The following is an 18,088-nucleotide window of genomic DNA, read 5'->3' as shown; positions in this document are numbered from 1 at the left end:
CTGCCAAAAGTTTGGCAGCTTTTTCTAGCTTATTCATATGGATTTCGCTTTTTTCCTCTCTTCCATGCCAAAAACATAAAAAGGCCGAAGACGATAAACACGGAAAAAATCGAAACGATGAAAGGAATGTTGAAACCTGCCTTATCAGCAAGCTTGTACACCTCCATCATTTCCCTGTCAACAACAATTCTATATTCGCCGTTCTCACTTTTTACCAGATCAGAGGCAAATAATCCTCGCAGCTCTTTATTATTACCAATTTTCTCAGCAGGGATTAACGCGGTCTGGTCCTTTGTCGTATTATTAATCGCGGCTACAATCGTTTCATCCTCATAATCCCTTTTAAAAACGATCATACCGTCTTTTTCATATAATAGCTCCATATTCCCGCGGCTAAGTGCTTTATGTTCTTGTCTGATCGTCCCGATTCTTCCTACAAACTCCATCAATTCTTCATCTGCCCGAAAGTTCATCAACGGAACATTGTCCGGTGGGCCGTCTCCATTAACTGCAATTTCAGAGCCATAGAACACAATCGGCACTTCCGGCTGTGTATATAGATAGAAAAGCGCAAGCTTCCAACGGGCGCCGGGATATTGTTTATTTTCAATCATATCTTTTGTAAACCTAGCCGAGCTTCGATCATCGAAAAAGGCTCCCAAAGAGCGAGGTTCAGGATAAACCTCATTGTTCTTTTCCCACACGTCCATCAATGATTTTGATGATGTATCTATAGTGGAATATGAATCTCTTAAAGGTTTGTTCAAGCCCGAATCAATGACCCCCTCAATACCGGCTTCCTGGTATTTTTTCAGGTCTTCATTCGCTTCTCCGCTAATTTTCCCCGCCAAATAAAAGCGATTGTTTTGCTCTTTTACAGCAGCGGAAAAATCTTCCCAAAATCCGATGGGCGCCTGGTCAATTCCCGATAGACTATAACCGTCAATATCCGTTTCTTCAATCCACCATTTGGCAGCTTCGATAAGGTAGTTTTGAACTTCTTGGGAATTTAGATCAAGCTGTGGCAAACCATTCAGCCAGCTATTATCCGATACCATCGCATCTGTTTGGAACCAGTCCTTCTTTGCAGGATCTTTTGTCCACGGATGGTCCTGTCCCACATGAGTTGTCACAAATTCAAACATAACTTTCATATCTTTCTTGTGAGCTTCATCAACAAGCTCTTTTAGCTCATTAATTGTTCCGAAATGAGGGTCCGTCTCATAGAAGTCGTTTACCCATTCCCCATGAAATCCATTTTCCTCATTTTTAAAAACAGGTGATAGCATGATCGTGGTAAATCCTAGGTCCTTCAAATAATCCAGCTTCTGAATGATCCCTTGGAAATCACCGCCTTGGAACTTATTGACTGGATCGGAAAAGTCGACCCCTTCATCATTGCTATTGTCACCATTATAAAATCGGTCTACCATAAGTGAATACACAATTTCATCTTCCCACAATCGTTCTTCTTTTTTGTCGGCACTTGCTGAAAAGGCAGCGGAAAAAAGAAGAAACGGAATAAGCAGGAAAACCAGACTCTTTTTGCTCAAATCCGTTACCTCCCTATTACTTCTACGCCTTTAAGATTAGCCTTTCACTTGCTCCCCGTCAATTTTATATATTCGGGGTGCCGGGCTTTTTTTAAACCCGTGTGAAAAAAGCCCATTCTAAAGCGTTTTTTCAAACAAACTCTTCATAACCATTCAAACATCGCCCATTAATCCTTTCATAATCAAAATAACATAAACATAAGTGACTGATTGCCATACATCAAGGTAAATATATCAAGCTGATTCACAGATGATGCTGAATAGCAAGCAAAGCGAAAGACGCATAGCCTTGGGCAACAAACACAAGCCGAATTTTGATGTTAAACTCCTCAGTTATCGCAGGGACTTGGCTTGTGACCTCGAACGGGCTGGGCGCTATCTGGCCCAGAACGCAACGCCCTTCATTTGCTTGCATTAGCACATTGCATCTGAATAAAGATGAAGCTCTGAATAAATTTCACTATTTTACTCAGAACAAAAAAACCGCTGAAAATCAACGGTTTTTTTAAAGTTTCCTATGCAAACCTATTCCACCCGATCGGCAACTTCATTCCCAGGTAAATAGTGATAGCCAATGCTACGACAAATACAATCCAAAGAATGGCTGTATTCTTTGCTTTTGCCGTTCTGACAAGGATCATTTCCATCATGGCTATAACGATAATACCACCCAAGAATTTTATTCCGTAGAGTGCAGGGTTATAAGCTTGATGTTTAAAGAAAAGAAGTGCTCCAGTTGCGATAATCAGCAAATAAAATACTCTCAATATCATATGAGTAATTTTCGCACCCTTTTGATTGCCGCCCTTTAGCAGCAACAAAACAATGACAAATAAAATGAGAGCAACTACCCATGTTGTAATGTGGGCATGAGTTGATTCAAACATATTCATTTCCTCCTAAAAAACGTGTTTGCTGTTTCGATTAATTCCCTTCCAATCTTATCATACAAGGGGAATCCGACAAATCAGAAACATACTAGTTCACAGTATTGTGCAATTTGCCAATGCCTTCAATCGAAATCTCGATTTGATCTCCGCTTTTTAACAAACGTGGAGGTTTGAAGCCTTTCCCAACTCCCGCAGGGGTACCAGTAGCAATGATATCTCCTGGTTCAAGTGTCATTCCTTGTGACAAAGTCGAAATAATTACTTCTGTTGGAAAGATGAAATGCTTTGTATTGGAATCCTGCCGGACTTCCCCATTTACTTTTGTCTGGATCGCAAGAGCATTCGGATTATCAATTTCTGAATGGTGAACAATCCAAGGCCCCATTGGGCAGGAAGTATCAAGGCTCTTACCGATAAAAAATTGCTTATGATTTTTTTGAAGATCACGTGCCGTTACATCGTTAATAATGGTATACCCGAAAACGTAGTCGAGCGCTTCCTGTTCAGGTATATCTCTTCCTTTCTTTCCGATGATCAAAGCCAGTTCACCTTCGTAGTCAAGCTCGTTTGTTATGTCCACATGTGCTTCCACAGGTGCTTCATGCCCAGTGACAGTTGTAGGTGCTTTGGTAAAGACGATAATATGTTCTGGAATATCCGCTGCACTGCCCATTTCTATTGCATGGTCACGATAGTTTTTTCCAACGCACATGATATTTTTTCTTGGTCTTGGAATAGGAGCCAACCATGTAATTTTCTCTAACAAATGTAGGTATTCGTCTTTTCCGTTTTGCTCTCCCCACTCAACAAGCTCTCTCATATTCTCGTAAAATTGATTGTCATTTTCAATCCCTGCAAGAATGGTAGCGGGTATTTCTTTTCCAGCTGCTTCGGCTAACCCAAGAACATCCCAAACTTTTTCTCCGCTGTTATCAACAACACCATATTTTTCTACATCTTCCAATTTAAAGCTCATGAACTTCATTGCCTGCACCTCTTTTTTGTTTTTTTCCATATGTTAAAAACCGCCAAAATTTCTCAATGGGCCCCTGTTTAAATTTGGACAGCCAGATTTCGGCGAATACTACTTGAATAATATAGATAGCAAAAGCAAGCCACGTCCCAGTCGCCAACGAAATTTTTCCGTAAAGCCCCAATCCGTAATGATAAAAAATCAATGTTCCAATGACGGACTGCATAATATAGACGGTAATAGACATCCGTCCAGCCGAACTGAATGGATGCAGCAGCTTTGCCACTTTGGCATTTCTCATGATCAAAACGATAGCGGCTATATAGGCCATACCGAGAATAGGTCCGCCAATGGCATCCTGTATGTATTGAAGGCTAACAGTTAGTCCCATAAAAAAAGGCAGCGTTTTTACAGCAATTCCAACAGGAAAAGCAATAAGTAAAATGACGAGCCATTTCTTCCACTGGCTGGCTGCTTTTTCAAGCCATTGCATTTTCCCGGCCCCTGCACCAATCATCATCATTGGCAATATTAGAAAAAAGTAAATAAGAAGGCCACCCGATAAATTGCTTGATTTCCAATCCGAAATCCTCTGGCTTGTGATTTCCATAAAGCTACCAGTTGAATAAATGATCTCTGACTGCTGAAGGCCCGCAATATCAATATAATCCGCAAGGGAAGCAGAATCAAACAATGAGGCTAGCAGAAGTATTCCAGAAAAGAATAGCTGCGGAAGCAAATATAACCCCCACCCTATTCCCATAAGCCATGGACCAGGCAGCCTCAAAAATAAAAGTAGAACCATTCCCAGTAATGCGTATGTAATCAAAATATCTCCAGACCAAATAAAAAAAGCATGTATGATTCCAAAAATGAGCAGCACCGACAGTCTTCTCATACTAATTTTCAGAAAAGAGGTGCCCTTGATGGCTGAACGCTTTTGCATGATGACTAGCCCATAACCAAACATCATTGCAAAAATCGGATAAAAACTTCCTTGAACAAGGATATCCAACCATGTGTACACAGTTAGGTCCCCGTACTTCCACCATTCATATGGGTTGTAATAAGTGTACGGCGAATGAAAGTCGATCATATTCACCAAAAGAATCCCCAACAGTGAAAATCCTCTGAGAACATCGAGAGTCTGAATCCTCTCCATTGTATTTTCAGATTCCAATTGTCTATTCATTGTTACTCCTTTCACTCCATCCGCAAGCCCCCTAACAAGAACCGCTTCATAACATTCCTTATTTCTTTATACCATCATCGTATAAGTTTGTCTAAAAAACTACAATCAATCTATACTCGCTGTCTTGAATTTTTTGAAGAGAAGGCGATATGGAGGGCGATATCACCAATTTCATTCTTTTTCATAAAATACTATGCATAGATCAATAGGCAATATGGAAGGATGTGAACGGTATTGCCTGGATTTGTTGGTGCCGTTCAGATTATCAATCTAAATACAGGGGCAGCTTTCAATATTGGGGATGTATTTCAAATTCATCCGATTTCTTACGCCAAAACATTTGCTGGTGCAGGATCATTCAATACAGGCGAAGGAATTAGGATTCGCAACCAGAATTCTGCCACTAATAGCTATGATGCCGATATGCTGGATCAGGGAATTTTATTCAATCTATAAATGAAGGATACAGGAGGTAGCCATGATTGTAAATGTACAACAGAACATTCACATACAAATGATTAAAATCGGCGGAATTACCAACTCCTCAGTACTTCAAATCGGTACTTCCGGAGTCATCACACCTTCTTCACATTTATATAATACAGGTGCTTATACAGGTCCTGCTCCAGCTGCAGTAAGCGAAACTGAACTAGCAGAGCAGGCAGAGCAAGAAATAAGCCTAATTCCATTATAAGCACCTATTAGGAGGAATAAATGGCTAAACATCGACATCAGCAAGCCTAGAACTTAGCTCCTTATACGTTTGGCTGAAGTTACGAATTGACTTGTAAAAAGAAATTAGTTTTTTTATACCTTTTTACATCGAAAGGGTGTGGATGTACAAAATGCAGACGAATTACACAATGCAGCAATTGTATCTTTTCATAGAAAGGCAGCAAAAGGAAATTACCTCTCTGAGGCAGTCAATTCAATCCCTGTCAACCGAACTGAAGCAGTTGAAAGAAAAGCCGAATGTAACTGTTGAAAGGCTGGAATATAAGTTCGACCAGCTAAAAGTGGAAACATTAGAAGGGACCTTAAATATTGGCATTAACCCTGCTGACCTGAATTCTGTTGAAGATTTTTCAATACCGCCAGGCACGACACAAACTCAGACTTCTGTACGCCACCCCAACCTTTATGATGAGACACTGGAAAAACTGAATCACTATATCGATCATGAATTGGACACCTTGATAAAAGATACAGAAACTCAAGTTGGCAGGAATCTTGAACAGCCCTATATCGATATGATCAAAGAGGATATCCGCAAGCAAATCCCCGGAAGAGCTGATCACTATCTGGGCTTCTTCAGCACGCAGCTTAACCATAATGCGAATGAAGAAGAGCTGTACAATAAAGTGTTTAATACATTGCTGGCGGATATTAACAAAGCTGTGCATGGGTTCATTTCTCAAATTCCAAACCAACAAGGAGGGGGGAACCCCCATGGAACTTAATGTAGTGAACCGTGAATTATGCGTCGGGCAGATCCGGGTTATTGGGGTAAGTGCTTCATCCATTCTGCTGGTCGGCGATGCGGATACAATTCAGTTAGCGTCTGTCTTTGACACACCGCCGGAATCTTTGATCATCGGGCCTTTTGTTCCTCTTTCCCGATAAAATAAGGAGATGCCATAATGCCGTTAAGAGGTTCTGTCGTAAAGACGATGGATATTAAAAGTGCGATATTCGGCTCTGTCATTGAAATCGGTGACACAGTTCATTTAAGAGCTTATACAGATGCTCTGGCTGTACAAAGAAATAAAGAATTGTTTTTTGGTAATGAAGCTCATTTCAATTACAATACTTTCAAAAAACCAATACCTATCCCTCCACTTCCTTGGCCATTACCAATCATTAGAAGATATAATGAACAGCCAGATATCAAGGTCGGTAATATTCACCTAATAACTATTTCTTCCTCTGCCATTGTTCAAATAGGTACTACAAGTGACATTAACTCAGAAGCCAGAGTGCTTCATATCCGCCAAATTTCTCCGGGTTATCGAAGCGCACAGTCTTAAGCGACAAATGCTAATTTTGATGACACAGGTTTTCAAGGATCAGAGCTATGCCGTCCATTGCAATTTACTCGTGAAAAGCTTTCTTGAGTATTCATGCAGTTTTGCGATGAGTGGAAACATATACTTCCTTGGTTAAGCTGTATTGGAGGAGCACATTCTTCCGAATAAACTTCCACGCGACTAGGTTCTCGAACCAATGGCTCCTAGAGCTAGATTCACGTAAGAAAAAGGAAACTCATCCAACTGTCTCAAAGCTCCAGATCCTATGGCCTCGCACAAAATTAAAATAATCATATAGGGTGATGACAAATGCCTGCAATCGTTGGACCCGTCCAAATTTTCCATGTTGGAGGAGGGGTTGTTCATTTTGGAGATACAGCTGTCATTTCTCCGAAAAATGCCGCAAAAACATATGAAGGTTCTGGTTCCAGCAATTCCGGCGCTTTTATCATAACCAATAACGGAATTAGTGGAACTAATACACTTGATACGAATCTTGTTGACCAACCGGTTCTTGGTAATAACTAAAAAAAGTAGGAATGTCCGATTTTCAACGTATAAATTGGAACACTCACAATAGCCCGATCGCATATCCGGTCGTTTCAAATTGTTCCTTTACGTCAGCAGAATCAAAACGCGACATCCCATAGCTTCACTAGCACTAAATCGTCCTTCGCCTTTGCACCTCGTCTCAATCAGAACACGATTTCCTGTTGTTTCGCTTACACTAAGGCGTCGATCTTCAACGAGCAGGATGGAGCAAAGAAAGCAAGTAAAAACCTTTTTACAAAGAAAAGAAGAGTGCCAAAGGATAACGTCCCCCTTCGGCACTCTTTCGTTATAATTTTAGAATGTGGCCACCATCAAAGAAGTATAGATATTTTTCTTTCACTTTCTTCTTCCAAATTTGTTCTATGGCCTGTCCATATAGATGAACTTGCATCTGATATCTCTTTTCTAGAACCTTTTGGGCTTGGTCGAAACCTCCCGGAAATCGGTCGGTGATAGCATCTGTTTTGTAATCGACCAATATGGCACCATCCTCTTCCAACACAATACAGTCGATCATTCCCTGGATGATAACAGATTCGTCTTCCCCATCCCAATCAGGATAGATTTCTTTTGCCTCAATTCCCATTGTGAAAGGAACTTCCCGTTCAGTTTTGGGTGATTGCAGAATTCTCCTGCCCAAATTACTTTGGAAAAACTGGACGATTTGCTCACCTGAAACTGCATCTGCCTGTTCAAGTGTGAGGATTTCTTTTTGAATTAAATCATCTAACAGATGTTCAACAGACATGAGTGACGGAGCTTCATTAAGTGGAATATGCTGCATGACCGCATGCATGACTGTCCCACGTTCAGCTGGCGAAATGGATTGCTTTTCAAGAAATTTTGGCTTGTTAAAAATCAGAGAAGACTTGCGGCCGCCCCCGCCCATTAGGGTGACTGCACTGGCCTCATCTTTTATTTCAGCCATCCTTTTAAGTTCTGAAACTGTTTGTTTCGACATTCTCTTTGAAGCAATCAAATGTGGATAGCTCCAATCAAGCCTTGAAAATACCTTCTCTTTCAAAGGGGATTGGATACTTACTGGCAACCCTTCCTTCACAGCCTCAAGCCAGTCGTCAGCTTCCTTTTCTTCCTCCTCTGCTGTTGGCTGCAGTACGGATGGCTGTACAATCTCTACACGCCACCGGGATGTGTGATGTCTGACTTCTCCAAATAAATCTATGGTGTCAGCAATCTGGCAATCTTCGTGCCTGATTATCGCAGGTCCGATCCAGTCCATAAATGTTGAAGCTGATGCCCGATCAAAATCCTTCAGGAGCCAGTCTCCGTTAAGGCTTCCTTTGGACCATTTCTTGATCTCTTTTTCCACATTTTTTACAACTCCAACGAGATACAGCTTTTCCTTTGCGCGCGTAAGAGCCACATAGAGAACCCTCATCTCCTCTGCTGTGAGTTCCATTCTCTTTTTTCTTTTCAATGCTAGCTGCGGCAAAGATGAATAAGAGATTCTCTTATCAGAATCGATGTATTTGCTGGCAAAGCCAAAATCCTTATCAAACAAATAGGAGCTGTTGATGTCCTGTGTGTTAAACTTTCGCCCTAATCCTGCGGCAAAAACAATCGGAAATTCCAACCCTTTACTGGAATGGATTGTCATCAGTCGAACAACATCCTCCTGTTCTCCCAGTGCACGGGCAGCCCCTAAATCTTTGCCGCTGTCCTGCATTCTCTCAATAAAGCGCAGAAAACGGAACAGCCCTCTGAAGGACGTCTCCTCATACTGAGAGGCTCTATCATACAATGCTCTTAAATTGGCCTGCCTCTGCTTTCCACCTGGGAGTCCACCTACAAATTCATAAAAACCTGTATCACGATATAACTGCCAGATTAAGCTGGACAGCATCCCGCTTCTCGCCATGTTTCTCCATTCATTCAATTGTCCGATAAATGGAGCCAGCTCTTCCCTGATTCTTTCAAGAGATGCATCTCCAGGCGTTTTAACGAAATTTTTTACAGCCTCATAAAAGCTTCCCTTTCTATAACTCACTCTAATCTGAGCTAAGGCCTCTTCGTCAAGGCCAACGATCGGAGAGCGGAGAACCGCTGCCAGAGGGATATCCTGGTCCGGATTGTCGACAACTTTCAGAAGGGACATCATCACCGTTACTTCTGTCGCTTCAAAATAACCGGATGAAAGATTGGCATACACTGGGATCCCTTCATATTTCAACTCATCCATAATATCTTGTGCCCAGGTAAGAGATCTCAACAAGATGACAATGTCCTTATACTGAGCTGATCGGTGCAGTCCTGTTTTCGGATCATAAACAGGCTTCTCTTCATCAATGACTTCCCTGATTTTCTTTGCCAAGAACCTGGCTTCCAAGCGAGATTGCTCAATTTCCTCCTCATTGAATCCATCTTCTGGAAGTTTGTTTTCTAAATCAAACTCCTCTGATTGATCAATAAGTGCAACCTCTATCGGATAAACTTCATCCGAAGGATAGCCAGCTCCAAGAACAAGCTCAGCATCTTTGTTGTAATCAATCTCTCCAACACTTTCTCCCATAATCTGTTTAAATAAAAAGTTCGTACCGTCCAATACTTCTGCCCTGCTCCGAAAATTCCTAGACAAATCGATCCGCAGACCGTTATGAACTCCGTCTGAAGCAAACCTCGTATATTTCGCCAAGAATAAATTTGGTTCAGCAAGACGAAATCGATAAATTGACTGTTTTACATCGCCAACCATAAATAAATTCCCGTCATATTCACCGTCAGCCGAAATAAGCTGAAGAATCGTCTCCTGAACCATGTTTACATCCTGATATTCATCCACTAGCACTTCCCTAAACTTATTCCGGTACTCCAAAGCAATTTCAGAAGGCTTGATTTCATTCTCAGTACTCTCTCCATCTACAAATATGTGGAGGGCAAAATGCTCAAGATCCGCAAAATCTACGATGCCCTTTTCTTTTTTCTCAAGAGTAAAACGAATGGAAAATAACTTTACAAGCTGGACCAATGTCTGATAAATCGGGTGCATTTGGCGCATATCACGCAAAAATCCTTCCGCTTCTCTTGAAAAGACATCCTTGACAATCTTTTCTAAAATAACTTTGGCCTTTTTTCTAAGTGCGTCGGCATCTTCCAAAAGTTCACGATCATACTCGTCTCCGCGACAGCTTTTTGCCCTCGTAAACTTCCAATTATTCATCTCAGTGTAAAGAATTTCCCAGCTTTCTGTTGTTGCTTGTATCATTCGATTTACTATGTCCAAGTCATCCAGATAATTGGCTGCTCTTGGAGCTGGCCCGCCCGGCATTTTAGAGATTTCATAAGCTTCTTCAAGCATTTGCTTCGCACCTGTGAGCTGCAGCTTAATATCGGACAATACAATCTGTGTGAATGGAAGATCTTCAATGCTAGCATCTTCCTGGATATTATACATATTGACAAGGGCATCTAACCAACGGTCCGGATGCGGGTGAGACCTGGAGAAATCATATAATCTCAGAACAAGCTCCTGAAGCTCTCCATCGCTCCGATCTCCTGTAAAAGTGTCTACCAGCTTAAAAAATTGGTCATTGTTATTTTTTCCATATTCTTCTTCAAATAAATTATCCAGCACTTCGTCTCGAAGAAGGCTGATTTCATTATCATCGGCTATCCTAAAGTGAGGGTCGATATCCATCATGTAATAATGCTTTCTCACTGCATCAAGACAAAAGGAATGAAGTGTTGAAATAGACGCTCTGTTTAACAAGCCCAACTGTTTCCTTAAATGAGCGGATTCCGGCCGTTCGTTGATTGCCTCCGTCAGCGCTTCCCCTATTCTCGCTCTCATTTCTGCCGCAGCAGCATTCGTAAAAGTAACAACGAGCAGCTGATCAACATCAAGCGGATCTGTCTCAGCAATAACTTTTTGAATAATTCGCTCGACAAGCACGGCGGTTTTTCCGGAACCAGCTGCAGCAGCTACCAATATGTCCTGGTCTTTTGCATAAATGGCTTTCCACTGATCATCCGTCCATTTGGCATATTCAGGTTTTACTGGAATATCAGTTTTCAAGCTCTTCACCTTCTTCCCGAATACGTTTAATGACAACATCACGCTTTTCCGGTTGTATTAGCCGAAACTCATTTTCCGGCAAAGCCGGATCAAACTGACAAACTGGTTTATACAGACAAAATTTACACGGCGTTTTATCCTTCATTCGATAAGGGTCTATATCCAATTTCCCCGATATAATTCCATCCCCTGACTGTTGATAGAGAGAGCGTACATGACGCCTCAAAAGCCCAAGCTCTTCTTTCGTTGCGGATTTCGATCTGGCACTTAGCGTACCGTCTTTCTTTATCCCTGCTGAGATAATATTGGATTCACCTGACTCCAAAGAGAAATCCATCAGACGAACTAAATCCGCATCTTCAAGGACCATTCCCTTCATCCTGAACTTCTTGAATATTTCTTCCTCTATTTCAGATAAAGTCATGATTTTCTCAGTTTGAATCATCGGATTATGTAGATGGAAGTAAAAGACTCCTGCTGGAAATGCTTCTACTCCAATCAATTGCTTGGAGTAAGTGATGATAATATCCAAATACGTAAGCATTTGCAGTGAAAGCCCATAATAGACTTCACTTAGATCTAGCTCCCTTGCACTGGATTTATAATCAATCACCCGCAAGTAAACCCCATGATCGTTCTCAGCTTTATCAACACGGTCAATCCGCCCTTGCAACTCCATCTTCATCCCATTTTTCAATGTGAAAGACAACGGCGGAAGTGGCTGCTTCGGCCCAAAGGCCAGCTCTAATCCAACAGGGATAAACCCGCTTTCTTTCGCATGTCCGCTCATTACATATGAGGCCCTGCCAATCACTTGTTCAAGCTTTCTTTTAATATAGTAAAAACGGTTGGAGCTTAACAGAATTTGATTTTGAAGCTTTGGAGCCAAATAGGCCACCGCTTCCTTGGCCAGTTGTTCACATTGTTTTTTCGTCAAGTCTGACCACTTCAAGGCGTTTTTGTTCACTTCATCTGCAATCCACTTCAAGGCAGCATGAAATAAATCTCCAATATGTGGTGCTTCAAGTTTGAAAATATCACGATCTCGGAGTTTTAATCCGTGCAATGCGAAATGAGAGAAAGGACAGCTGTTAAAAAGCTCCATACGCGATACACTTGCCGTAATATTGTCCCCATACAGCTCCTTGCTTGTATTTTCCGAGAGTTTTTTCGTTCCATTTTTAAAGAATAAGCTGGATAAGATCCTTTCAGCCTTGCTTTTCCAAAGTGAGTCTGCCATATAAAAGTTATAGACATCCCACCAAAATGGTGCAATGGGATAGTTTCTTTTCTTTAGGTTCAATTGTCCCGTCAAATATGCTATCGCCGAATCCGGATGAGAAATATACTCAAATTGATGATCACCACTTAATTCTGCTGGATCGTTTACGGCCGTTATTTCTACTACCTGAGGAAACATTCCTTTTATTCTATCAAGGTAGGGTGATGGCTGCAGTGCTTTTCCCTCGTTATCTGCTAAAGGCCAAGACAGCAGCAACAGTTCCTCTGCTGAAGTAAATGCCCTGTAGGCGACGAACTCTTCATTGAGAAGCCTTCTTCTGCTGTCAGGAGCGATATTCATGCCCGAATCCATCAACGCCGTCCGGTCCTCATCCGAAAGGACTCCCTCTTCGCTAAACTTAGCGGGAAGGACGCCGTCATTTAATCCGACGATGAATGAAACCTTTACACGAGAAAGACGCGACTGTTCAAGGTTTGCTATAAAGACCTGATCAATGGCTGGAGGGATCAATGAAAACTTCATCTCTTCCAATCCCGCATTCATCACTGGGATAAGCTCTTCCAGTGTCATCTTTGTATCCCCTAATATCTCAACAAATTGGTCGAGCAGTTCTATTACATCATTCCAAGCCTGATCATGCTCCCTTGATTCAATAAGCTTGCCTTTCTCTTCAGCTTCCTGACTGAGAATCTCCAGCTTTCGAGGAATATCAAGTTCTTCCAAAAAAAAATAGATGGCTTCGCACAGCTCCCGCCCTGTTTCTGCTTTTTTTAGACGCCTTGTAAGCCTAAGGATGGGCAGAGTGACAATATCCCTTGATACAGCAAGCTCCTTTTCGAGCTTCCTTTCTTCATCTGTCTGTGCAACCCCATCTAATTCCAATCCGCGGAAACGGCGGTATATCCACCTGTCCTTTTTCGTCCAATCCGCCCCCTTGATCCCATAGGCTAGAACATAGTTTTCCAGCCTATCCATCTGCTCCCTTAAATCATTCACATTAGTTTCCAACGGCAAGAACAGATCGGTTTTTACCGCACGGAACACATGCTCATATCTCCAATTGCTGTTGATCACTTCCAAAACGGATCGAATCAGTTCAACAAGCGGATGGTTAAGCATTGAACGTTTTTGATCAATGAAGTAAGGAATGTCGTAATCATAAAAAACAGTTTCTATTTCCCCATGATACTGGTTCCCATTTCGCAATAAAACTGCGATATCCTTATACCTGTAATCCTCCTCCATGACGAGGCGACGTATTTCCCTTGCAACCCCTTCAATTTCTGCACGCTTATTGACAGATTGCATCAGTCTTAATGCTGGCGTGTCCTCATACTCTCCCGACGGCCTGCTTTCAAACCGAGATTCCAGAAACTTCAAGCTGGTATGCTTAAATTTAAAGGTTTTTCCGAGAACTACGTCCTCTTCGACTGTAATTCCTTCCTGAATTGCCAGTTCATATAAGCTTTCGTATGTTTCCCCCGTCATCTTGAATAAATGAAGTTCATCAGGAATTTCATTTTTAAATGGACGATCAAGCATAAGGGAAACAGAAACACGGCTACAGGTTTTCATTAATTTTTCAATCACCATATATTCTTGAGGTGTAAAGCTGGTAAAACCATCAATATATACTTCTGCATTCTGTAAGTAACAGGATTTCTCAATCGACTCCGCCAGCAAGCGCAAGGAATCATTGGAATCCAGATATTTCCCCGCTAAAGCATCTTCATAATGCCTGTAGATCAATTCAAGATCATGCATCTTGTCCGCAAGTGCTTTCTGAGATTGGAAAAAACCTACTTCTCCCCTTTTCTGAGCAAGGTCTTCTGGATCGACACAGTAATGTTTGAACTCAGTGAATATCTGTTCAACCTGCTGTATAAATCCTGTTTTATCAGATGCCTGTTTGAATAGCTTCAACTCAGCTTTATGTTCTTCAATTATTTTTTTTATGAGCATATTTAATCCGGTACTGGTCACGTGGGTTCGACTGGCTCCGCCTGTCTCCTGAAAAATACGCCAAGCGAGGCGCGGAAAGCTATAAACCTGTCCACGGATCATTCCCGTAAGCCCCTTCGATTGCACCAATTCATATTCTGTTATAAAAGTCATTTGCTCCGGAACTATGTACAAGATCGGAGAGCCATCTGGTTGCTCTGTCAGTTTTTCTCTAATTTCCTTTTGGAATAGGGTTGTTTTTCCCGTTCCTGTACGGCCGATGACGAAGCGTAGTGACATGCTTTCATCCCCTCTTTTGTTGTCAAGATCATCTCAATTGTTCTTCTATGTTAGTAACCACATTATATCATACGGAATCCACAAAACGAACATACATTCTATTCATAGACATGCTTTCAGCGAGAAAAGCAAAACACACACAGCCCCAAACGAATTTTAATGAGACAGTTCCTCAGCCACCACAATTAATCTGCTTATTTCAATTACATTTTGAAAAGCTTCCTTGAATAAAACTATGCCACAGGAACAATTCACCAGAGTAAGAATAAGCTTCCGCGTGACTTCTTGCACCGTGGAGCCTGACCACTATACCTGTCGCTTCGGCGGCACTAGGACGTCCTATCCGTCGTACCTAAACTTATAAAGGCTTCATTTGAACAAATTATTTCATTTAATTTTACTTACTCTTCTAAAAGAAAAAAGCCGCTATAACTTTCAGCAGCTTTTCCTTTATCATTTTGACAATATGTAAATTATCCTCGATCATATTGCTTTTGTTTCAGCTTCACTTCAATCCGCTTACCAATGTACCACAAAATGACAATAGCTCCGAGTGCAATACCAGTCCTGACCGGCTGTCTAATCAATGAAATGACATCATGGCCTATGAAGCTCATGATAAAGATCATAACTGCTTTCCCGGTCAATACTGCCAGCATGTACTGATAAATGCCGATGCCTGAAAGCCCCGCCACAATATTCACGACTGCTGATGGAGTAAACGGGAAGCAAAGTAACAGAAACAGAGGACCGAATCCGCGTTTTTCCACCCATGCCATCAAGCTCTGCACTTTGGTATTTCTGCGGAGGGGGCCAAATATCCTGGCTTTGCCAAATCTTCTAATCAGGAGGAACACAACGTAGGCTCCCCATGAAGCTCCAATCCAGGAGAAAAGAAAACCCCACCCCAGACCGAAGGCATTAGCATTGGCCATCACAAACAGGAAAAGCGGCAAAAAAGGCAGAAAAGCCTCTAAAAAAGGCAACAAGATCCCTGGAAGTGGACCAATTGATCGGTATTTTTCAATCAGTTCGATTACATTGTCTATCGTCATCCAGTCTTCGAATGAGAACAAATCCATGAACATTCCTCTATTCCCAGCAGGTAAATGGGCCCGGCAACTTGATTTCTTATAAATTATAGCATAGCCGGGCCTGCTTGTTCTATTCGGCACCTTCCAAACGGAAAAATTTTCAACTTGCTATTTTTTTCACCCCTTAGTAAAATAAAACAGAACAAATGTTCTTTTTTTAGGAGGGCTGCCCAATGACAAAAATTCCTGAAAACGAGCGGAATATCATTGAACAAGCGATTTATTTACCGATGCTGCTAACAGTTTTACAACGTGATTTATCCGCCGTTGAAAAAAGCTTGATCAAATTGAAAAAACCTTATCAACATTGGATTGAAAACACCATCCGCAATGTGCAAAAAGAATTGGCTGAAGTGAAACGATATTTGCACAAAAATAATATTCGAGTGGAACGAATGAAGTCAGATGAAGCTTTTACGATGTACTTGTTCTTGTACAAAGGTTATGAAGAACACTGTAATTACTTCAATCCCCGACTGCGAAACAAGGTTGAAGAATTAATGTGCCTTTATTTAAGCACCAGCTCTCCTTCTTAGACGGCAAACCACATAGGTAGTTTCTCAATTCTTTCTCTGACAGTGCTCGGCCGCCTCAAAACACCACATCCTGTGGCTTCAGTGGCACCAGTAGTACATCGACTGAGCTTAGACTGCCGCTTCGCCTGCACTAGTACGTGAAGAAAGATTCCCTTCTTAAACCTTGCAGTTAAAACCGGAACGATTGGCGAAGCTACTGCTTAAAATGCAAAATCAGCCAAAGAAAACAGTTTTTCTTCGACTGATTCATTCTAAAGCTTATTAGAAGCCCTACTCGTTGATCCAATAGGCTCCATTAGGTTCAGATGCCCGATTATGTAATAAATGAGACGGGTTTTTATTGAAACGATCCATTCTCTTCATATTTTGTGTGAATTTAATTCGAAGCATAGCTGTTCGTGAAATTTGATTTTCTAAGGAGTAGAAAGAAATCGGAAGTTCATAGCTTTCGCCATTTTGAAACGTGATAATTGTTGAATATGGACCATTCTTATCATATGAAGCAATAAAATCATGGGAAATCCACGCACATTGAGGACTTGTCGGCGATGCGGTTGGAAATAAGTAGATGGAAGTGTAGGGGTCTACAATAATGGGTGCCTTATGAGTGATGCCAATTAACTGCTTTGTTCCAGCCCTCCTGCCTGAATATGAACTTCCAAAATACTCACAGCTTCTTTTTACAATCTCAAAGGTTTTACAAGAAATCACATAGCGGGCGCCTGTTTCAATGACTTCTGAGAAATCATCATCTCCCGGACGAATCATCATCATATGAGGATTCATTTCATAATTTGATAATACTTCTTTTTCTGCCATTTTACTTCCCCTTTCTCCAGCATTCATCCAATATGCCTATAATAATAACATAGATTTCCAAAAGTGTCATCAAAATTCTAAAAAATCGAAACACACTGTTTAATCACTCATACTTTATTCCTCATGCATGCATCAAACATTTTTTCATAAGAAAAACGAAGGCACGCCAGGCACGAGACGAATTTTGATAAGGGAGTTTCTCAACCACCACAGCAAATTTCAATCACATCGCGAAAAGCTTCCCCTCGTAGAAAAGCTTGCTATGAGGGGAACATATGCATTCTTGAATATGCTGTGCCGCAGGAGCACATTATTCCGACTTGATCCTTGCGCCCATGGCGCTTGGCCGACTTAAAGCGCTCGTCCTTGTAGCGCCCTTAGCACTTAGGACGTCTGTCGATTCGCCCCCACTAGCACATCCTGTGTGCAGCTAGACATATTAATCTTAATACGCACAAAATATTCATCTCATTTTACACTTTCTTAACTCACAAAAACAATTTAGGCCTTTAGTCTTAATAGATGCCAATATAAAAAAACATCTGAAAATTTAAATTCCTACCTTGTGTTTTTGCCTAAATCTGTGTATAATTAAAAAAAGGTTCCGAGGTGATCATCGATGGAGAGGAAGAAAACTTATCAGGAACTGTTGAAAGAGTACACGATGACCCAAAATCAAAAAGAAGCTAAAGCGCTGCAATGGTACACAGAAATTTTCCTAAACGATCTTTTGCAAAAGCGGAGAGAGGAACAACTGCGTGCGGAAATTGATCTTGCGCTGGATCAAAGAGACAAGAAAGCTTTCACGAAGCTTTCAAAAGAGCTCATCAACCACATAGGTAAATAAAACTGCATCCCCCTGAAAAGGGGGATTTTTTTGATCTGAGGTTCAAATACTTCTTTATCACAGACTGACCGGAATTGCTTGTTACCAC

The 18,088-nt window shown here is 41.4% G+C and carries 16 protein-coding genes; 8 read left to right on the top strand and 8 right to left on the bottom strand.

The window, feature by feature from the left end:
• Positions 1–29: 29 nt before the first annotated feature.
• From H9631_RS01935 to H9631_RS01920, 4 genes are all read right to left on the bottom strand, one after another.
• Entirely contained in the window at positions 30–1,553 is a 1,524-nt protein-coding gene (locus H9631_RS01935; protein WP_191809567.1) for an alpha-amylase family glycosyl hydrolase, read from the bottom strand.
• A 515-nt stretch (positions 1,554–2,068) separates the two neighbouring features.
• Positions 2,069–2,440, bottom strand: coding sequence for a YisL family protein (locus H9631_RS01930; protein ID WP_191809566.1), 372 nt, complete (start codon positions 2,438–2,440; stop codon positions 2,069–2,071).
• 91 nt (positions 2,441–2,531) lie between these two features.
• Positions 2,532–3,428 (bottom strand): fumarylacetoacetate hydrolase family protein, encoded by an 897-nt coding sequence (locus tag H9631_RS01925; RefSeq protein WP_191809565.1) that lies wholly within the window; start codon positions 3,426–3,428, stop codon positions 2,532–2,534.
• Positions 3,409–4,623 carry a DUF418 domain-containing protein gene (locus H9631_RS01920; RefSeq protein WP_318246757.1) on the bottom strand — a complete coding sequence of 405 codons (1,215 nt, stop codon included), beginning with the start codon at positions 4,621–4,623 and terminating at the stop codon, positions 3,409–3,411. Before H9631_RS01920 ends, H9631_RS01925 begins: the two co-directional genes overlap by 20 nt.
• Before the next feature lie 219 nt (positions 4,624–4,842).
• Here H9631_RS01920 and H9631_RS01915 point away from each other — a divergent pair, with 219 nt between their 5' ends.
• The 6 genes from H9631_RS01915 (at position 4,843) to H9631_RS01890 (ending at position 7,163) form a co-directional block, all read left to right on the top strand.
• Positions 4,843–5,064, top strand: coding sequence for a spore germination protein (locus H9631_RS01915; RefSeq protein WP_191809564.1), 222 nt, complete (start codon positions 4,843–4,845; stop codon positions 5,062–5,064).
• A gap of 22 nt (positions 5,065–5,086) precedes the next feature.
• Entirely contained in the window at positions 5,087–5,302 is a 216-nt protein-coding gene (locus H9631_RS01910; RefSeq protein ID WP_191809563.1) for a spore germination protein GerPB, read from the top strand.
• A gap of 151 nt (positions 5,303–5,453) precedes the next feature.
• Entirely contained in the window at positions 5,454–6,068 is a 615-nt protein-coding gene (gerPC, locus tag H9631_RS01905; protein ID WP_191809562.1) for a spore germination protein GerPC, read from the top strand.
• Complete coding sequence (locus tag H9631_RS01900) at positions 6,058–6,231, top strand: hypothetical protein (RefSeq protein WP_018705449.1); 174 nt, start codon at positions 6,058–6,060, stop codon at positions 6,229–6,231. The genes gerPC and H9631_RS01900 overlap by 11 nt, the downstream gene beginning before the upstream one ends.
• Positions 6,232–6,248: 17 nt before the next feature.
• Entirely contained in the window at positions 6,249–6,635 is a 387-nt protein-coding gene (locus H9631_RS01895; RefSeq protein ID WP_191809561.1) for a spore germination protein GerPE, read from the top strand.
• 309 nt (positions 6,636–6,944) lie between these two features.
• Positions 6,945–7,163 carry a spore germination protein gene (locus H9631_RS01890; RefSeq protein ID WP_191809560.1) on the top strand — a complete coding sequence of 73 codons (219 nt, stop codon included), beginning with the start codon at positions 6,945–6,947 and terminating at the stop codon, positions 7,161–7,163.
• 310 nt (positions 7,164–7,473) lie between these two features.
• On the opposite strand, the gene addA is transcribed toward H9631_RS01890, so the two are convergent.
• From addA to H9631_RS01875, 3 genes are all read right to left on the bottom strand, one after another.
• On the bottom strand, positions 7,474–11,220 hold the full coding sequence (gene addA / locus H9631_RS01885; RefSeq protein ID WP_191809559.1) for a helicase-exonuclease AddAB subunit AddA: 3,747 nt from the start codon (positions 11,218–11,220) through the stop codon (positions 7,474–7,476).
• Positions 11,210–14,704: a helicase-exonuclease AddAB subunit AddB gene (addB, locus tag H9631_RS01880; protein ID WP_191809558.1), complete on the bottom strand. Its 3,495-nt coding sequence runs from the start codon at positions 14,702–14,704 to the stop codon at positions 11,210–11,212. Before addB ends, addA begins: the two co-directional genes overlap by 11 nt.
• 473 nt (positions 14,705–15,177) lie before the next feature.
• Complete coding sequence (locus H9631_RS01875) at positions 15,178–15,786, bottom strand: TVP38/TMEM64 family protein (RefSeq protein WP_191809557.1); 609 nt, start codon at positions 15,784–15,786, stop codon at positions 15,178–15,180.
• Between the two features lie 185 nt (positions 15,787–15,971).
• Between H9631_RS01875 and H9631_RS01870 the strand changes: the two genes are divergently transcribed.
• A complete protein-coding gene (locus H9631_RS01870) occupies positions 15,972–16,334 on the top strand; it encodes a hypothetical protein (protein ID WP_191809556.1) in 363 nt (120 codons plus the stop codon).
• 270 nt (positions 16,335–16,604) lie between these two features.
• Here H9631_RS01870 and H9631_RS01865 read toward each other — a convergent pair whose 3' ends face one another.
• The gene (locus tag H9631_RS01865; RefSeq protein ID WP_191809555.1) at positions 16,605–17,153 is read right to left on the bottom strand and encodes a competence protein ComK; all 549 of its coding nucleotides are present in this window, start codon (positions 17,151–17,153) and stop codon (positions 16,605–16,607) included.
• A gap of 619 nt (positions 17,154–17,772) precedes the next feature.
• On the opposite strand from H9631_RS01865, the gene H9631_RS01860 reads away from it, so the two are divergent.
• The gene (locus H9631_RS01860) at positions 17,773–18,000 is read left to right on the top strand and encodes an IDEAL domain-containing protein (RefSeq protein ID WP_191809554.1); all 228 of its coding nucleotides are present in this window, start codon (positions 17,773–17,775) and stop codon (positions 17,998–18,000) included.
• Positions 18,001–18,088: the final 88 nt, after the last annotated feature.

This window comes from Bacillus norwichensis (assembly GCF_014836955.1).
In the GTDB taxonomy this organism is placed as follows: Bacteria; Bacillota; Bacilli; order Bacillales; family Bacillaceae_C; genus Siminovitchia; species Siminovitchia norwichensis.
This window is presented reverse-complemented; position numbering and strand designations above follow the sequence as displayed.

Excerpts from the sequence above, each read along its gene's own strand:
- H9631_RS01910 (WP_191809563.1), top strand. The coding sequence starts at position 5,087 with ATGATTGTAAATGTACAACAGAACATTCACATACAAATGATTAAAATC.
- H9631_RS01900 (WP_018705449.1), top strand. The coding sequence starts at position 6,058 with ATGGAACTTAATGTAGTGAACCGTGAATTATGCGTCGGGCAGATCCGG.
- H9631_RS01870 (WP_191809556.1), top strand. The coding sequence starts at position 15,972 with ATGACAAAAATTCCTGAAAACGAGCGGAATATCATTGAACAAGCGATT.
- H9631_RS01875 (WP_191809557.1), bottom strand. The coding sequence starts at position 15,786 with ATGGATTTGTTCTCATTCGAAGACTGGATGACGATAGACAATGTAATC.
- H9631_RS01930 (WP_191809566.1), bottom strand. The coding sequence starts at position 2,440 with ATGTTTGAATCAACTCATGCCCACATTACAACATGGGTAGTTGCTCTC.
- H9631_RS01895 (WP_191809561.1), top strand. The coding sequence starts at position 6,249 with ATGCCGTTAAGAGGTTCTGTCGTAAAGACGATGGATATTAAAAGTGCG.
- H9631_RS01865 (WP_191809555.1), bottom strand. The coding sequence starts at position 17,153 with ATGGCAGAAAAAGAAGTATTATCAAATTATGAAATGAATCCTCATATG.
- addB (WP_191809558.1), bottom strand. The coding sequence starts at position 14,704 with ATGTCACTACGCTTCGTCATCGGCCGTACAGGAACGGGAAAAACAACC.
- gerPC (WP_191809562.1), top strand. The coding sequence starts at position 5,454 with ATGCAGACGAATTACACAATGCAGCAATTGTATCTTTTCATAGAAAGG.
- H9631_RS01890 (WP_191809560.1), top strand. The coding sequence starts at position 6,945 with ATGCCTGCAATCGTTGGACCCGTCCAAATTTTCCATGTTGGAGGAGGG.
- H9631_RS01925 (WP_191809565.1), bottom strand. The coding sequence starts at position 3,428 with ATGAAGTTCATGAGCTTTAAATTGGAAGATGTAGAAAAATATGGTGTT.
- H9631_RS01860 (WP_191809554.1), top strand. The coding sequence starts at position 17,773 with ATGGAGAGGAAGAAAACTTATCAGGAACTGTTGAAAGAGTACACGATG.